The organism is Exiguobacterium sp. s64, from assembly GCF_018618035.1.
Taxonomy (GTDB): Bacteria; Bacillota; Bacilli; order Exiguobacteriales; family Exiguobacteriaceae; genus Exiguobacterium; species Exiguobacterium mexicanum_A.
This window is the reverse complement of record NZ_JACSLH010000012.1, coordinates 16,216-30,684: the sequence shown is the minus strand read 5'-3', so window position 1 is coordinate 30,684 and position 14,469 is coordinate 16,216. Positions and strand designations below refer to the sequence as shown.

Annotated in this window: 17 protein-coding genes; all 17 read left to right on the top strand. The window is 48.0% G+C overall.

The features are described 5' to 3' along the window. The first annotated feature begins 11 nt into the window (after positions 1–11). Entirely contained in the window at positions 12–3,611 is a 3,600-nt protein-coding gene (gene rpoC, locus KNP64_RS13525; protein WP_138858562.1) for a DNA-directed RNA polymerase subunit beta', read from the top strand. Positions 3,612–3,899: 288 nt separating this feature from the next. Next, the gene (rpsL, locus tag KNP64_RS13520) at positions 3,900–4,322 is read left to right on the top strand and encodes a 30S ribosomal protein S12 (RefSeq protein ID WP_012727683.1); all 423 of its coding nucleotides are present in this window, start codon (positions 3,900–3,902) and stop codon (positions 4,320–4,322) included. A gap of 47 nt (positions 4,323–4,369) precedes the next feature. After that, complete coding sequence (rpsG, locus tag KNP64_RS13515) at positions 4,370–4,837, top strand: 30S ribosomal protein S7 (protein ID WP_021066600.1); 468 nt, start codon at positions 4,370–4,372, stop codon at positions 4,835–4,837. Positions 4,838–4,953: 116 nt separating this feature from the next. After that, the gene (gene fusA / locus KNP64_RS13510) at positions 4,954–7,032 is read left to right on the top strand and encodes an elongation factor G (protein WP_214709845.1); all 2,079 of its coding nucleotides are present in this window, start codon (positions 4,954–4,956) and stop codon (positions 7,030–7,032) included. A 115-nt stretch (positions 7,033–7,147) separates the two neighbouring features. Next, positions 7,148–8,335, top strand: a complete 1,188-nt coding sequence (gene tuf / locus KNP64_RS13505) for an elongation factor Tu (protein WP_131437953.1) — start codon at positions 7,148–7,150, stop codon at positions 8,333–8,335. A 110-nt stretch (positions 8,336–8,445) separates the two neighbouring features. Further along, on the top strand, positions 8,446–8,955 hold the full coding sequence (locus tag KNP64_RS13500) for a nucleotidyltransferase family protein (protein WP_214712652.1): 510 nt from the start codon (positions 8,446–8,448) through the stop codon (positions 8,953–8,955). Positions 8,956–9,333: 378 nt separating this feature from the next. After that, positions 9,334–9,642: a 30S ribosomal protein S10 gene (gene rpsJ / locus KNP64_RS13495; protein WP_012727678.1), complete on the top strand. Its 309-nt coding sequence runs from the start codon at positions 9,334–9,336 to the stop codon at positions 9,640–9,642. Positions 9,643–9,703: 61 nt separating this feature from the next. Further along, positions 9,704–10,330 (top strand): 50S ribosomal protein L3, encoded by a 627-nt coding sequence (gene rplC / locus KNP64_RS13490; RefSeq protein WP_034781707.1) that lies wholly within the window; start codon positions 9,704–9,706, stop codon positions 10,328–10,330. Positions 10,331–10,358: 28 nt separating this feature from the next. Next, entirely contained in the window at positions 10,359–10,982 is a 624-nt protein-coding gene (gene rplD / locus KNP64_RS13485; RefSeq protein ID WP_034781706.1) for a 50S ribosomal protein L4, read from the top strand. Next, positions 10,982–11,263, top strand: coding sequence for a 50S ribosomal protein L23 (gene rplW / locus KNP64_RS13480; RefSeq protein ID WP_034781704.1), 282 nt, complete (start codon positions 10,982–10,984; stop codon positions 11,261–11,263). Before rplD ends, rplW begins: the two co-directional genes overlap by 1 nt. Before the next feature lie 34 nt (positions 11,264–11,297). Beyond that, positions 11,298–12,128, top strand: coding sequence for a 50S ribosomal protein L2 (gene rplB, locus KNP64_RS13475; RefSeq protein ID WP_034781701.1), 831 nt, complete (start codon positions 11,298–11,300; stop codon positions 12,126–12,128). Positions 12,129–12,194: 66 nt separating this feature from the next. After that, positions 12,195–12,470, top strand: a complete 276-nt coding sequence (gene rpsS, locus KNP64_RS13470; protein ID WP_012727673.1) for a 30S ribosomal protein S19 — start codon at positions 12,195–12,197, stop codon at positions 12,468–12,470. A 20-nt stretch (positions 12,471–12,490) separates the two neighbouring features. Beyond that, positions 12,491–12,823 (top strand): 50S ribosomal protein L22, encoded by a 333-nt coding sequence (rplV, locus tag KNP64_RS13465; RefSeq protein ID WP_034781699.1) that lies wholly within the window; start codon positions 12,491–12,493, stop codon positions 12,821–12,823. Positions 12,824–12,836: 13 nt separating this feature from the next. Beyond that, complete coding sequence (gene rpsC / locus KNP64_RS13460) at positions 12,837–13,496, top strand: 30S ribosomal protein S3 (protein WP_128124031.1); 660 nt, start codon at positions 12,837–12,839, stop codon at positions 13,494–13,496. A 32-nt stretch (positions 13,497–13,528) separates the two neighbouring features. Further along, a complete protein-coding gene (gene rplP, locus KNP64_RS13455) occupies positions 13,529–13,966 on the top strand; it encodes a 50S ribosomal protein L16 (RefSeq protein ID WP_016508922.1) in 438 nt (145 codons plus the stop codon). Then, complete coding sequence (rpmC, locus tag KNP64_RS13450; RefSeq protein ID WP_012727669.1) at positions 13,953–14,156, top strand: 50S ribosomal protein L29; 204 nt, start codon at positions 13,953–13,955, stop codon at positions 14,154–14,156. Before rplP ends, rpmC begins: the two co-directional genes overlap by 14 nt. A gap of 33 nt (positions 14,157–14,189) precedes the next feature. Then, positions 14,190–14,450, top strand: a complete 261-nt coding sequence (gene rpsQ / locus KNP64_RS13445) for a 30S ribosomal protein S17 (protein ID WP_021066611.1) — start codon at positions 14,190–14,192, stop codon at positions 14,448–14,450. Positions 14,451–14,469 lie beyond the last annotated feature (19 nt).

Genomic DNA, 14,469 nt, shown 5'->3' with positions numbered 1-14,469 from the left:
AGGTCGGCCCCTTGGTAGATGTTAATCGATTTGAATATATGAAAATCGGCTTGGCTTCACCTGAGAAGATCCGTTCGTGGTCTTACGGGGAAGTCAAAAAGCCGGAAACGATCAACTATCGTACACTCAAACCAGAGAAGGACGGATTGTTCTGTGAACGAATCTTCGGTCCTACGAAAGACTGGGAATGTTACTGCGGAAAGTACAAACGGATCCGTTATAAAGGAGTCATTTGTGACCGCTGTGGCGTTGAAGTGACGAAAGCGAAAGTGCGTCGCGAGCGTATGGGCCATATCGAGCTCGCGGCACCAGTTTCGCACATCTGGTACTTCAAAGGGATTCCAAGCCGAATGGGGCTTGTTCTCGACATGTCACCACGTGCACTCGAAGAAGTGATCTACTTCGCGTCGTACGTCGTGACGGAGCCAGGTGACACTCCGCTCGAGAAGAAACAACTTCTCTCGGAAAAAGAATATCGTCTCTACCGTGAAAAATACGGTAGTGACTTCAAAGCAGACATGGGTGCGGAAGCGATCCGGACACTCCTTCAAGACGTACAACTCGAGAAGGAAGTCGGAGAACTCCGCGAAGAATTGAAGACAGTTCAAGGTCAGCGTCGTACACGTGCGATTAAACGCCTTGAAGTGCTCGATGCATTCTTCACATCAGGCAATGATCCAGATTGGATGATCCTCGAAGTACTTCCTGTCATTCCGCCTGAGCTTCGCCCGATGGTGCAGCTCGACGGTGGACGCTTTGCGACATCTGACTTGAACGATTTGTATCGTCGAGTCATCAACCGGAACAACCGTCTTAAACGTTTGCTCGATCTCGGCGCGCCGAACATCATCGTGCAAAACGAGAAGCGTATGCTTCAAGAAGCGGTTGACGCCCTCATCGACAACGGTCGTCGTGGTCGTCCGGTAACAGGTCCAGGTAACCGTCCATTGAAATCACTTTCACACATGTTGAAAGGGAAACAAGGTCGTTTCCGTCAAAACCTTCTTGGTAAACGGGTCGACTATTCAGGACGTTCGGTTATCGTCGTTGGTCCAAACTTGAAGATGTACCAATGTGGTCTCCCGAAAGAGATGGCCCTTGAACTCTTCAAACCGTTCGTGATGAAAGAACTTGTCGGTCGCGGCATCGCGTCGAACATCAAGAACGCCAAACGTAAGATTGAGAAGATGCAACCAGAAATCTGGGGCGTCCTCGAAGAAGTCATTCGTGAGCATCCGGTTCTCTTGAACCGTGCCCCAACGCTTCACCGCCTAGGGATTCAAGCTTTCGAACCGATTCTCGTCGAAGGTCGCGCGATTCGCCTTCACCCGCTCGTATGTACGGCTTATAACGCCGACTTCGATGGTGACCAAATGGCGGTTCACGTCCCACTTTCTGCTGAAGCACAAGCGGAAGCTCGTCTTCTCATGCTCGCAGCGCAAAACATCTTGAACCCGAAAGACGGAAAACCAGTTGTTACACCATCGCAGGATATGGTCCTCGGTAACTACTACATCTCGCTTGAACGCGACGATGCCGTCGGACAAGGGAAAATTTTGTCGAACGTGAACGAAGCGCTCATCGCGTATCAAAATGGCTATGTCCACTTGCATACACGTGTCGCTCTTCCAGCACGCACGCTCAACAACCCGACGTTCACAGATGAGCAAAACGAGAAATTGTTGATCACAACGGTCGGTAAGATGATCTTTAACGAGATCTTGCCGAACACGTTCCCATACTTGAACGAGCCGACGATGGAAAACTTGCAGGAAGCAACGCCTGACAAGTACTTCATCGACAAAGGTGCCAACGTGGCGGAAGAAATCGCCTCACGTCCTTTGGTTGAGCCGTTCAAAAAAGGATTCCTTGGAAAAGTCATCGCGGAAGTGTTCCAGAAGTTCGAAACGACTGAAACAAGCCGCATGCTTGACCGGATGAAAGATCTCGGCTTTAAACACTCGACGAAAGCCGGTGTGACGGTCGGAATCGCTGATATCATCGTTCTTCCGGACAAACAAGAGATCCTTGATGAAGCGCAAACTCAAGTCGATCAAATCATGAAGTCATTCCGTCGCGGTCTCATCACTGAAGATGAGCGTTACGAGCGCGTTGTACGCTCTTGGAACGAAGCGAAGGATGAGATTCAATCACGATTGATGAAATCCCTCAATCGCTTGAACCCAATTTTCATGATGTCTGACTCAGGTGCCCGTGGTAACGCGTCCAACTTCACGCAGCTCGCAGGGATGCGTGGTTTGATGGCCGCTCCATCTGGCCGCATCATCGAACTTCCGATCAAATCTTCATTCCGTGAAGGTCTGACGGTACAAGAGTACTTCATCTCGACGCACGGTGCGCGTAAAGGTCTTGCCGATACAGCCCTTAAGACGGCTGACTCAGGTTACTTGACGCGTCGTCTTGTAGACGTAGCTCAAGATGTCATCATCCGTGAAGAAGATTGTGGAACGGACCGCGGAATCCGCGTCGCCGCTCTCCGCGAAGGCACGGAAGAAATCGAAAACTTGTATGACCGCCTCGTCGGCCGTACAGCGTTCGAGACAGTGGCACATCCGGAAACGGGTGAAGTCATGGTCGAGAAGAACCAATTGATTACCGAAGATCTCGCTCGCGACATCGTCGACGCTGGAATCGAACGAGTTGAAATCCGTACAGCCTTTACATGTAACACGTCACATGGCGTATGTAAGAAATGTTACGGCCGCAACTTGGCGACTGGCTCAAATGTTGAAGTCGGCGAAGCTGTCGGAATCATCGCCGCGCAATCAATCGGTGAGCCAGGAACGCAGCTTACAATGCGTACCTTCCACACAGGTGGGGTAGCCGGGGATGATATCACACAAGGTCTTCCGCGTATCCAAGAGGTATTCGAGGCTCGTAACCCGAAAGGGCAAGCAGTCATCTCGGAAATCCCTGGTACGGTTATCGACTTTACAGAATCGCGTGACAAGCGTGAACTTACGGTCGAAGGACTCAGTGAAACACGCACGTACACGATTCCGTTCGGAGCACGTCTCCGTGTCCAAATCGGAGATACGGTAGAGGCCGGAGAAGTCTTCACAGAAGGGTCGATCGATCCGAAAGAATTGCTCGCCGTCCGTGGGGTCTCTGGTGTTCAAAACTATCTTCTCCAAGAAGTACAAAAAGTTTACCGCATGCAAGGGGTAGAAATCGGAGATAAGCACGTCGAAGTTATGGTTCGCCAAATGCTTCGCCGCGTTAAAGTCATCGAATCTGGTGACACACCGCTTCTCCCTGGTTCGCTCGTCGACATCAGCGTCTTCAAAGAAGCATGTAAAGATGCTCTCCGCGATGGCAAGAGCCCGGCAACAGCGAAACCGGTCCTTCTCGGAATCACGAAAGCATCGCTTGAGACAGATTCGTTCCTCTCAGCCGCTTCGTTCCAAGAAACGACTCGTGTATTGACGGATGCTGCCATTAAAGGTAAGCGCGACTATCTCCTCGGACTCAAAGAGAACGTCATCATCGGGAAACTCGTTCCAGCTGGTACTGGGATGCCGGTTTACCGCGATGTCGAACTCAAAGAAGAAGAGACGAAAGCCGTTCTCGAAGACACGACGGTAGAATAAAAACGTCTTGACAGCATGGGTTGGCGGTGCTACTATGATTTAGTGCCGCCAATCGGTTGTTGTCGATGACAACGATGTCCAGCAGTCGGCAAGCTACTTGGACGTCACCCAATCTTTCTCCGGAAAGGTTTGGCTGCTATTATTGCCACTTTCAAGGTATAACTCACGTTTTTGCGAGGTCATGGAATGCCTACGCCTCGTAAAAGCGTTTCGTTATGACCTTAAATGAACCACCCGGGTCGGTGGGTCTAGAAAATAGCATAATTCAGGAAGGGAGGATCTTCAAAGATGCCTACTATCAACCAGTTAGTCCGTAAAGGACGTAAATCGAAAGTCGTTAAATCTGACTCTCCAGCACTTAACAAAGGTTACAACAGTTTCATCAAGTCACAAACAAACGTGAGCTCGCCACAGAAACGTGGTGTTTGTACACGTGTTGGTACAATGACTCCGAAGAAACCGAACTCGGCATTACGTAAGTATGCTCGTGTTCGTTTGACTAACCAAATCGAAGTGACTGCGTACATTCCAGGTATTGGCCACAACCTTCAAGAGCACAGCGTTGTTCTTATCCGTGGAGGACGTGTAAAAGACTTACCAGGGGTACGTTACCACATCGTTCGTGGTGCGCTTGACACTGCAGGTGTTGACGGACGTATGCAAGGCCGTTCTAAATACGGTACGAAACGTCCGAAAGCTGCGAAGAAGTAATTCTCGCTAACTAAAAACTACTGAAATTTTGAAAGGAGGGTACTCGGATGCGTAAAAACCGTGCAGAACGTCGTGACGTTATCGCAGATCCGATCTACAACTCGAAATTGGTAACTCGCCTCATTAACCGTGTCATGTTAGACGGTAAAAAAGGTACAGCTCAAACTATCATTTACAACGCATTTGGCCTCATCGCTGAACGCTCAGGCAAAGAGCCTATGGAAGTGTTCGAAGAAGCAATGAACAACATCATGCCTGTACTTGAAGTTAAAGCTCGCCGTGTCGGTGGAGCAAACTACCAAGTTCCTGTTGAAGTTCGTCCAGAGCGCCGTACGACACTTGGTCTTCGTTACCTCGTGAACTACGCTCGTCTCCGCAACGAGAAAACGATGGAGCAACGTATCGCGAACGAAATCATGGATGCAGCCAATAACACTGGTGCTTCAGTTAAGAAACGCGAAGACATGCATAAGATGGCAGAAGCAAACAAAGCGTTTGCTCACTATCGTTGGTAATTTAAACGTAAAGTCCACTCCACGTCACCAAGCGGTGGCTTAATGGAGTGGCTTTCGGGTATAATCATATCGTGTGCCAGCACACGAAAAACACATGCGGAAGGAGAATACCCAGTATGGCAAGAGAATTCTCCCTAAAGAATACTCGTAACATCGGGATCATGGCTCACATTGATGCCGGTAAAACGACAACAACTGAACGTATTCTTTATTACACAGGTCGTATCCACAAAATTGGTGAAACTCATGAAGGAGCTTCACAAATGGACTGGATGGAGCAGGAGCAAGAGCGTGGAATCACGATCACTTCTGCTGCGACAACTGCACAGTGGAATGGCCACCGTGTAAACATCATCGATACACCTGGACACGTAGACTTCACAGTTGAAGTTGAACGTTCACTCCGTGTACTTGATGGCGCAGTTGCAGTACTTGACGCACAGTCAGGTGTTGAACCACAAACAGAAACTGTATGGCGTCAAGCGACGACTTATGGTGTTCCACGTGTCGTATTCGTCAACAAGATGGATAAGATCGGTGCGGACTTCTTGTACTCGGTGAAAACACTTCACGAGCGTCTCCAAGCAAATGCACACCCAATCCAACTTCCAATTGGCGCGGAAGACGAATTCAAAGGAATCGTTGACCTCGTTGAGATGAAGACGTACATGTACTCAAACGACCTCGGTACTGACATCGAAGTAATCGATGGCTTCCCAGCTGACATGGCTGACCAAGCTGAAGAACTTCGTGGTCAATTGATCGAAGCGGTTGCGGACTACAACGAAGAGTTGATGATGAAATACCTCGAAGGCGAAGAGATCTCAATTGAAGAACTCAAAGCTGGTATTCGTAAAGCAACGCTTAGCGTAGAATTCTACCCTGTACTCGTTGGTTCGGCCTTCAAAAACAAAGGTGTTCAATTGATGTTGGACGCTGTTGTTGATTACCTCCCGTCACCAGTTGACGTTGAGTCAATCAAAGGGGTTAACCTCGATACAGAAGAAGAAATCACGCGTGAACCTTCGGACGAAGCGCCATTCTCGGCACTTGCGTTCAAAGTCATGACTGACCCTTACGTCGGTAAATTGACATTCTTCCGTGTGTACTCTGGTACAGCACAAGCTGGTTCGTATGTGAAGAACTCGACTAAAGGTAAGCGCGAGCGCCTCGGTCGTATCCTTCAGATGCACGCGAACAGCCGTGAAGAAATTCCAATGGTATATGCCGGTGACATCGCCGCAGCTGTTGGTCTTAAAGATACTACGACTGGTGATACGCTTTGCTCAGAGAAAGACAACGTCGTTCTCGAGTCAATGACATTCCCAGAACCAGTTATCTCGGTCGCAATCGAGCCTAAATCGAAAGCTGACCAAGACAAGATGGGTCAAGCTCTCGCGAAACTCGCAGAAGAGGATCCAACTTTCCGCACTGAAACAAACCAAGAGACTGGTCAAACAATCATCTCTGGTATGGGTGAGCTTCACCTTGATATCCTCGTTGACCGTATGCGTCGCGAATTCAAAGTAGAAGCTAACGTAGGTGCACCACAAGTTGCTTACCGTGAGACAATCCGTGGCGCTGCGAAGATCGATTCGAAATTCGTACGTCAATCAGGTGGTCGCGGTCAGTACGGTCACGTTGTCGTAGAATTCGAGCCGAACGAAGAAGGCGCTGGATTCGCATTCGAGAACAAAATCGTCGGTGGTGTTGTACCACGTGAATACGTCCCAGCTGTTCAAAGCGGGATTGAAGAAGCTCTCGAAAACGGTATCCTCGCGGGTTACCCAGTAGTTGACGTTAAAGCTGCTCTCGTCTTCGGATCGTACCACGATGTCGACTCGAACGAGATGGCGTTTAAAGTTGCTGCTTCGATGGCGGTAAAACAACTTAAGGATCAAGCGAAAGCTGTCATCCTTGAGCCAATGATGCGTGTTGAAGTTGTCATCCCAGAAGAATACTTGGGAGACATCATGGGTGACGTCACGTCACGCCGTGGACGCGTAGAAGGTATGGAAGCACGCGGTAACGCTCAAGTCGTTAAAGCAATGGTTCCACTTTCAGAAATGTTTGGATATGCGACATCGCTTCGTTCACGTACGCAAGGACGCGGAACGTACTCGATGCACTTCGATCACTATGAAGAAGTACCGAAGTCAATCGCAGAAGAAATCATCAAAAAAGCGAACGGCTAATAACGGTTGTAACGCTTAATTGATTGTTGTAAGCTAAGGAGGACGTATGTTAAAAGTAGCCTACGTCTTCCTAGTTAAATAAAAAACTAATTGTCTAATAGAGGAGGAATCTAGAATGGGTAAAGAAAAATTCGACCGTTCTAAACCGCACGTTAACGTTGGTACAATCGGCCACGTCGACCACGGTAAAACAACTTTGACTGCAGCGATCTCAGCTGTACTTTCAAAAGCACAAGGGAAAACAGCTACAAAGTTTGACGCAATCGATGGTGCTCCTGAAGAGCGTGAGCGCGGTATCACAATCGCAACAGCTCACATCGAGTACGAAACAGAAAAACGCCACTATGCACACGTTGACTGCCCAGGTCACGCTGACTATGTTAAAAACATGATCACTGGTGCTGCACAAATGGACGGCGCGATCCTCGTTGTTTCGGCAACTGATGGCCCAATGCCACAAACACGTGAGCACATCCTTCTTTCACGTCAAGTAGGTGTTCCTTTCATCGTCGTATTCATGAACAAAGTTGACATGGTTGACGACGAAGAACTCCTCGAGCTCGTTGAAATGGAAATCCGTGAACTTCTTTCTGAGTACGACTTCCCAGGCGACGACCTTCCTGTAATCAAAGGTTCTGCACTTGGCGCGCTTAACGGCGAAGCTCAGTGGGAAGAAAAAATCATGGAACTCATGAACGCAGTTGATGAGTACATCCCTGAGCCAGTTCGTGACACGGACAAAGAATTCATGATGCCAGTTGAGGACGTATTCTCAATCACTGGTCGCGGTACTGTAGCGACTGGTCGTGTTGAGCGTGGTGTTCTCCGCGTCAACGACGAAGTTGAAATCGTTGGTCTTACAGAAGAAACTAAGAAAACTGTATGTACTGGTGTAGAGATGTTCCGTAAGCTTCTCGACTACGCTGAAGCTGGCGACAACATCGGTGCTCTTCTCCGTGGTGTATCACGTGAAGACATCGAGCGTGGACAAGTACTTGCTAAGCCAGGTTCAATCACGCCGCACTCAAAATTCAAAGCTTCAATCTACGTTCTTTCTAAAGAAGAGGGTGGCCGTCACACGCCATTCTTCGCGAACTACCGTCCGCAGTTCTACTTCCGTACAACTGACGTAACAGGTATCGTTCACCTTCCAGAAGGTACTGAAATGGTAATGCCAGGAGACAACATCGAGTTGACGATCGAATTGATTTCTACAATCGCGATCGAAGACGGAACACGTTTCTCAATCCGTGAGGGTGGCCGTACAGTAGGCGCTGGTTCAGTAACTGAAATCATCGAGTAATCGATTGATTCACTGACCTTTCAAGCAGTCCGCATTTTGCGGGCTGCTTTTTTGTTTTGTGGCAAGACGTGGTAAGATGGGACATATGTCGAACGAAAGGGGAGACGAAGATGGAGAAGCAAGTCGAAACGTTATGTCGGCTGAACGGGATCGCGTGTCGGTTCGGTGGGTCGACGTTACTGAAGCATCATGGGATAATTGAAACGGCGAACGACTTGGATGTGTTTGTCGAACCGGATCAATTCGAGCGAGTCGATCAAGTGCTGAGCCGTGCTGGAAAAAAAGTCGAGTCGACGCCTCATCCAGATTACGTAACGACCTATTTTGGCGAATATGAGTTCGAGGGCGGAGACATTGATGTGATGGCTAGTTTTCGGATGAAGTGCACTGATGGAATCTATACACATCCATATATTGAACCGGTCGGCAGTTGGATGCATCTCGAAGAGTGGGTCGTACTGTATACGGTAATGAACCGTATCGATAAGCTTGAACGGTTAAGGCAATACTTCGAGACTCATCCAATGAATGAAACGATCGTCCAAACCTGCTTGAAACGAGCCCCCGCCTCGGTCATCGAATCCGTCACGGAACGCTTCGGAGCACGTATGAAACGCTAGGTAGAGTTGGCATGGCGGTTCTTGTAACAAATAGTTCAACAAAAGAAGGAAAATAGCTTGCAAATGGGTTCAAATCTTGTTACATTAGTGAACGTTGAACAACTCATCAGACATCCGGCGCAATTTAAAAATCAAATCTTGCATTTCATATGTAGATTCGATATAATGATTAAGTGTTTGTGCGAGTGGTGAGAGACTTTACAGCAGAAATCGGGTCCAATCGTTGATTTGCAATGATCGGATACCTCTGCTGACACAAGCACGCTGCGATGAAGCGGGAGGTTATGACACGCCAGGCAGCTTTGCCATGGCCGGTGTGGAAATTTCCGCGGAGAACTGTCTATTTTTAAAAATAGGCGACAAAGGAGGGAAACTTACATGGCAAATGAAAAAATCCGTATTCGTTTAAAAGCATACGACCATCGCGTACTCGATCAATCAGCTGAGAAAATCGTTGATACTGCGAAGCGTTCAGGTGCAAAGGTTTCGGGACCAATCCCGCTTCCAACTGAAAAATCGATCTACACGATCCTTCGTGCGGTTCACAAGTACAAAGATGCTCGTGAGCAGTTCGAGATGCGTACACACAAACGCTTGATCGACATCGTTAACCCAACACCAAAAACGGTTGATGCGCTTATGCGCCTCGAATTACCATCAGGTGTTGACATCGAAATCAAACTTTAATTCTTCATATAGTAGATACTAGCCAGAAGAGACAATAATTATTAAACAGGAGGTGTATCTCATGGCTAAAGGAATCTTAGGAACAAAACTTGGTATGACTCAAATCTTCAACGAAGCAGGCGAAGTCGTACCGGTAACAGTAGTTGCTGTCGAAGGGAACGTTGTGCTTCAACTTAAAACAGTTGAAACAGACGGTTACGAAGCAGTTCAACTCGGTTTCGGCGACATCAAAGAATCACGTCAAAACAAACCGGCAAAAGGTCACGCTGCGAAAGCAAACGCGACACCTAAGCGCTTCATGAAAGAGATTCGTACTTCAGTAGAAGGATACGAAATCGGTCAAGAGATCAAGGCGGACATTTTCGCTGCAGGTGAATTAGTAGACGTAACAGGTACATCGAAAGGTAAAGGATTCCAAGGTGCGATCAAGCGTCACGGACAATCACGTGGACCAATGGCTCACGGTTCGCGCTACCACCGTCGTCCTGGTTCGATGGGTCCTGTAGCTCCTAACCGCGTATTTAAAGGGAAGCTTCTTCCTGGTCAAATGGGTGGCGAGCGTAAAACGATTCAAAACCTTGAAGTTGTCAAAGTTGACGCGGAACGCGGCCTTGTACTCGTTAAAGGCGCAATCCCAGGCGCTCGCAAGTCGAACGTCATCATCAAAACAGCGGTAAAAGGTAACTAATTAACTGCACGGAAAGGAGGAATTACGAATGCCTAAAGTAGCTTTGCTTAACCAAACAGGTTCACAAGTTGGCGAGATCGAATTGGCAGAAGCCATTTTCGGTATCGAGCCTAACGACTCAGTACTTTACGACGCGATCGTCATGCAACAAGCATCACGCCGTCAAGGTACTCACGATACGAAAGGTCGCTCGGAAGTACGCGGTGGCGGCCGTAAACCATGGAAACAAAAGGGAACTGGTCGTGCGCGCCAAGGTTCTATCCGCTCACCACAATGGGTTGGTGGTGGTACAGTCTTCGGTCCAACACCACGTTCATACTCTTACAAGCTTCCTAAAAAAGTTCGTCGTTTAGCACTTCTCTCGGCACTTTCGTCGAAAGTGAAAAACAACGAAATGATCGTCCTCGAAGGCCTTGCTTTCGATGCACCAAAAACAAAAGACATGGCTGCTGTATTGAACAGCTTGTCAGTAGAACGTAAGGCTCTTGTAGTCACAGCGGACTACAATGAGACTATCGCTCTCGCAGCTCGTAACATCCCAGGAGTGACTGTGATCGAGGCAGCAGGCGTTAACGTTCTTGACCTCGTTGCTAACGACAAAGTCATCTTCACTAAAGATGCGGTTGCGAAGGTAGAGGAGGTGCTTGCATAATGGCTCAAGCATACGATATCATCAAACGTCCTATCATCACTGAGCGTTCTGTTAGCCTCATGGAAGCTAACAAATACGTTTTCGAGATCGACGTTAAAGCGACTAAATCGCAAGTGAAGTACGCTATCGAAACAATCTTCAATGTGAAAGTTGCTTCGGTAAACACAATGAACATGAAACCGAAAGCGAAACGTGTCGGTCGTCACTCTGGTTACACAGCTCGTCGTAAAAAAGCGATCGTAACCCTTGCTGAAGGCAACACAATCGACTTCCTCGGTTAATTTACTACCTTAGAAGAAAAGGAGGGAATCCTCGATGGCAATTAAAAAGTTTAAGCCGACCACTAACGGTCGCCGTAACATGACATCTCTCGACTTTGCAGAGATCACAACGAACCGTCCTGAAAAATCGTTAACTGAAAAGCTTTCGAAAAAAGGCGGTCGTAACAACCAAGGTCGTTTGACTGTACGTCACCAAGGTGGCGGGCACAAACGCAAATACCGTATCATCGATTTCAAACGTAACAAAGATGGCATCGTCGGACGCGTTGCTACGATCGAATACGATCCAAACCGTTCAGCGAACATCGCCCTCATCAACTATGCAGATGGTGAGAAGCGTTACATCCTCGCTCCTAAGGGCATCAAAGTAGGCATGGAAATCATGTCTGGTCCTGAGGCGGATATCAAAGTGGGGAACGCTCTTCCACTCGTGAACATCCCTGTCGGTACTACTATCCACAACATCGAGCTTAAGCCTGGTAAGGGCGGTCAGCTTGTTCGTGCGGCTGGTGCATCGGCACAAATCCAAGGACGTGACGGCAAGTACGTCATCGTTCGTCTTCAATCAGGTGAATCACGCTTGTTCCTCGGCACTTGCCGCGCGACAGTCGGTTCAGTTGGTAACGAAGAACACGAACTCGTAAACATCGGTAAAGCAGGACGTTCACGTTGGTTAGGCAAACGCCCAACAGTACGTGGTTCTGTAATGAACCCGGTTGATCACCCACACGGTGGTGGTGAAGGTCGTGCGCCTATCGGTCGTTCGGGCCCACTTACTCCTTGGGGTAAACCAGCTCTTGGTCTTAAAACTCGTAAGAAAAACAAATCGAGCGACATGTACATTCTTCGTCGTCGCAAGAAATAATTACTACATGATTCTCGGGCGGTTCGAAAGAGCCGTTCCCGAATCATTCCAAAGGGAGGTTCTATCATGGGTCGCAGCTTGAAAAAAGGTCCATTCGCAGATCACCATTTGCTCGCTAAAGTTGACAAACTCAACGAATCTGGTGAGAAGCAAGTCATCAAAACTTGGTCACGTCGCTCGACAATCTTCCCAGAATTCATGGGTCACACGTTCGGTGTACACGATGGTCGTAAACACGTACCAGTATTCGTGACAGAAGACATGGTCGGTCACAAACTTGGTGAATTCGCTCCAACACGCACGTACAAAGGTCACGGATCAGACAAGAAAACGAAACGGTAATTTGAGGGGAGGTCAAATCCATGCAAGCTAAAGCATCAGCTAATATGGTCCGTCTTGCTCCTCGCAAAGCACGTCTCGTTGTAGACTTAATTCGCGGGAAACAAGTCGGCGAAGCGCTCTCTGTCCTTGCTCACACGAACAAGGCAGCGTCGCCAATCGTTGAAAAAGTATTGAAGTCAGCGATTGCAAACGCAGAGCACAACTACGATATGAATATTGAGAACCTTGTGGTGTCGGAAATCTACGTCAACGAAGGTCCAACACTCAAACGCTTCCGCCCACGTGCGATGGGTCGCGCAAGCCGTATTAACAAACGCACAAGCCACATCCACATCGTGGTAACTGAGAAATAAGGAGGGATATGTAGTGGGTCAAAAGGTAAATCCGCACGGTCTTCGCGTTGGTATTATCAAAGACTGGGATTCGCGTTGGTACGCTGAGAAAGACTACGCAGATCTCCTTCATGAAGACTTCGTTATTCGTGAATACATCGAAAACAAAATGAAGGATGCTAGTATTTCTAAAGTAGAAATCGAACGCGCTGCAAATCGCGTGAACATTTCGCTTCACACTGCGAAACCAGGTATGGTTATCGGTAAGGGTGGTTCGGAAATCGAGTCACTCCGCAAAAACATCATCAAGCTTGCTGAAGGCAAACGTGTTCACATCAACGTTGTTGAAGTGAAAAACGCGGACGCTGTCGCTAAACTTGTTGCTGAAAACATCGCTCGTCAATTGGAAGGCCGTGTGTCATTCCGTCGTGCAATGAAGCAATCAATCCAACGTTCGATGCGCACTGGCATCAAAGGGATCAAAACAGAAGTTTCTGGTCGTCTTGGTGGCGCTGATATCGCTCGTTCAGAGAAGTACTCAGAAGGAACAGTTCCACTTCACACACTCCGTGCCGATATCGATTACGGAACAGCTGAAGCTGACACAACTTATGGTAAAATCGGAGTTAAAGTCTGGTTGTACCATGGTGAAGTTCTTCCAACAAAAAACAACACAGCTAAAAACGCTGAATAATAAACACTCTTTCAGGAAGGAGGCAACACACTATGTTGTTACCTAAACGCGTGAAATATCGTCGTGTACACCGTGGTAAAATGCGCGGAAATGCAAAACGCGGCACAACAGTACATTTCGGTGAATTCGGTCTCCAATCGCTCGAAGCGAGCTGGATCACAAACCGTCAAATCGAATCAGCACGTATCGCAATGACACGTTATATGAAACGTGGTGGTAAAGTGTGGATCAAGATCTTCCCACACAAGCCATACACGAAAAAGCCTCTCGAAGTCCGAATGGGTTCGGGTAAAGGTGCTCCAGAAGGCTGGGTGGCTGTAGTTAAGCCTGGCAAAGTAATGTTCGAAATCGCGGGTGTATCTGAGGAAGTTGCACGTGAGGCACTTCGTCTTGCAGCGCACAAACTTCCAGTGAAATGTAAGTTCGTGAAACGTGAAGAAAATGGTGGTGATACGAATGAAAGCAACTGATCTCCGTCAATCAACAACTGAAGAGCTCAACGGTAAAGTAGGCGAATGGAAAGAAGAACTCTTTAACCTTCGTTTCCAATTAGCTACAGGTCAGCTTGAGAATCCTGCTCGTATCCGTGAAGTACGCAAGTCGATTGCGCGTGCTAAAACGATTCTTCGTGAACGCGAACTCGGCATCAACAACGGCTAATCTAATCGGATTCTTTAAGAGGAGGTAACACTCATGGAACGCAATAAGCGTAAAGTACTCACTGGACGCGTCGTGTCTGACAAAATGGACAAAACGATCGTCGTTGCAGTTGAAACAAAAGTACGTCATAAGCTTTATGGCAAACGTGTAAACTACACGAAGAAATTTAAAGCGCACGATGAGAACAATGTCGCTAAAATCGGCGATGTCGTCCGCATCGCGGAAACACGTCCGCTTTCTAAAGACAAACGTTTCCGTCTCGTAACAGTAGTAGAAGAATCAGTAATCATCTAATAACAGTTCGGATCTATAA

Excerpts from the sequence above, each read along its gene's own strand:
- rplV (WP_034781699.1), top strand. The coding sequence starts at position 12,491 with ATGCAAGCTAAAGCATCAGCTAATATGGTCCGTCTTGCTCCTCGCAAA.
- rpmC (WP_012727669.1), top strand. The coding sequence starts at position 13,953 with ATGAAAGCAACTGATCTCCGTCAATCAACAACTGAAGAGCTCAACGGT.
- rpsQ (WP_021066611.1), top strand. The coding sequence starts at position 14,190 with ATGGAACGCAATAAGCGTAAAGTACTCACTGGACGCGTCGTGTCTGAC.
- rpsG (WP_021066600.1), top strand. The coding sequence starts at position 4,370 with ATGCGTAAAAACCGTGCAGAACGTCGTGACGTTATCGCAGATCCGATC.
- rplD (WP_034781706.1), top strand. The coding sequence starts at position 10,359 with ATGCCTAAAGTAGCTTTGCTTAACCAAACAGGTTCACAAGTTGGCGAG.
- rplW (WP_034781704.1), top strand. The coding sequence starts at position 10,982 with ATGGCTCAAGCATACGATATCATCAAACGTCCTATCATCACTGAGCGT.
- rplB (WP_034781701.1), top strand. The coding sequence starts at position 11,298 with ATGGCAATTAAAAAGTTTAAGCCGACCACTAACGGTCGCCGTAACATG.
- fusA (WP_214709845.1), top strand. The coding sequence starts at position 4,954 with ATGGCAAGAGAATTCTCCCTAAAGAATACTCGTAACATCGGGATCATG.
- rpsJ (WP_012727678.1), top strand. The coding sequence starts at position 9,334 with ATGGCAAATGAAAAAATCCGTATTCGTTTAAAAGCATACGACCATCGC.
- rplP (WP_016508922.1), top strand. The coding sequence starts at position 13,529 with ATGTTGTTACCTAAACGCGTGAAATATCGTCGTGTACACCGTGGTAAA.
- KNP64_RS13500 (WP_214712652.1), top strand. The coding sequence starts at position 8,446 with ATGGAGAAGCAAGTCGAAACGTTATGTCGGCTGAACGGGATCGCGTGT.
- rpsS (WP_012727673.1), top strand. The coding sequence starts at position 12,195 with ATGGGTCGCAGCTTGAAAAAAGGTCCATTCGCAGATCACCATTTGCTC.
- rpsL (WP_012727683.1), top strand. The coding sequence starts at position 3,900 with ATGCCTACTATCAACCAGTTAGTCCGTAAAGGACGTAAATCGAAAGTC.
- tuf (WP_131437953.1), top strand. The coding sequence starts at position 7,148 with ATGGGTAAAGAAAAATTCGACCGTTCTAAACCGCACGTTAACGTTGGT.
- rplC (WP_034781707.1), top strand. The coding sequence starts at position 9,704 with ATGGCTAAAGGAATCTTAGGAACAAAACTTGGTATGACTCAAATCTTC.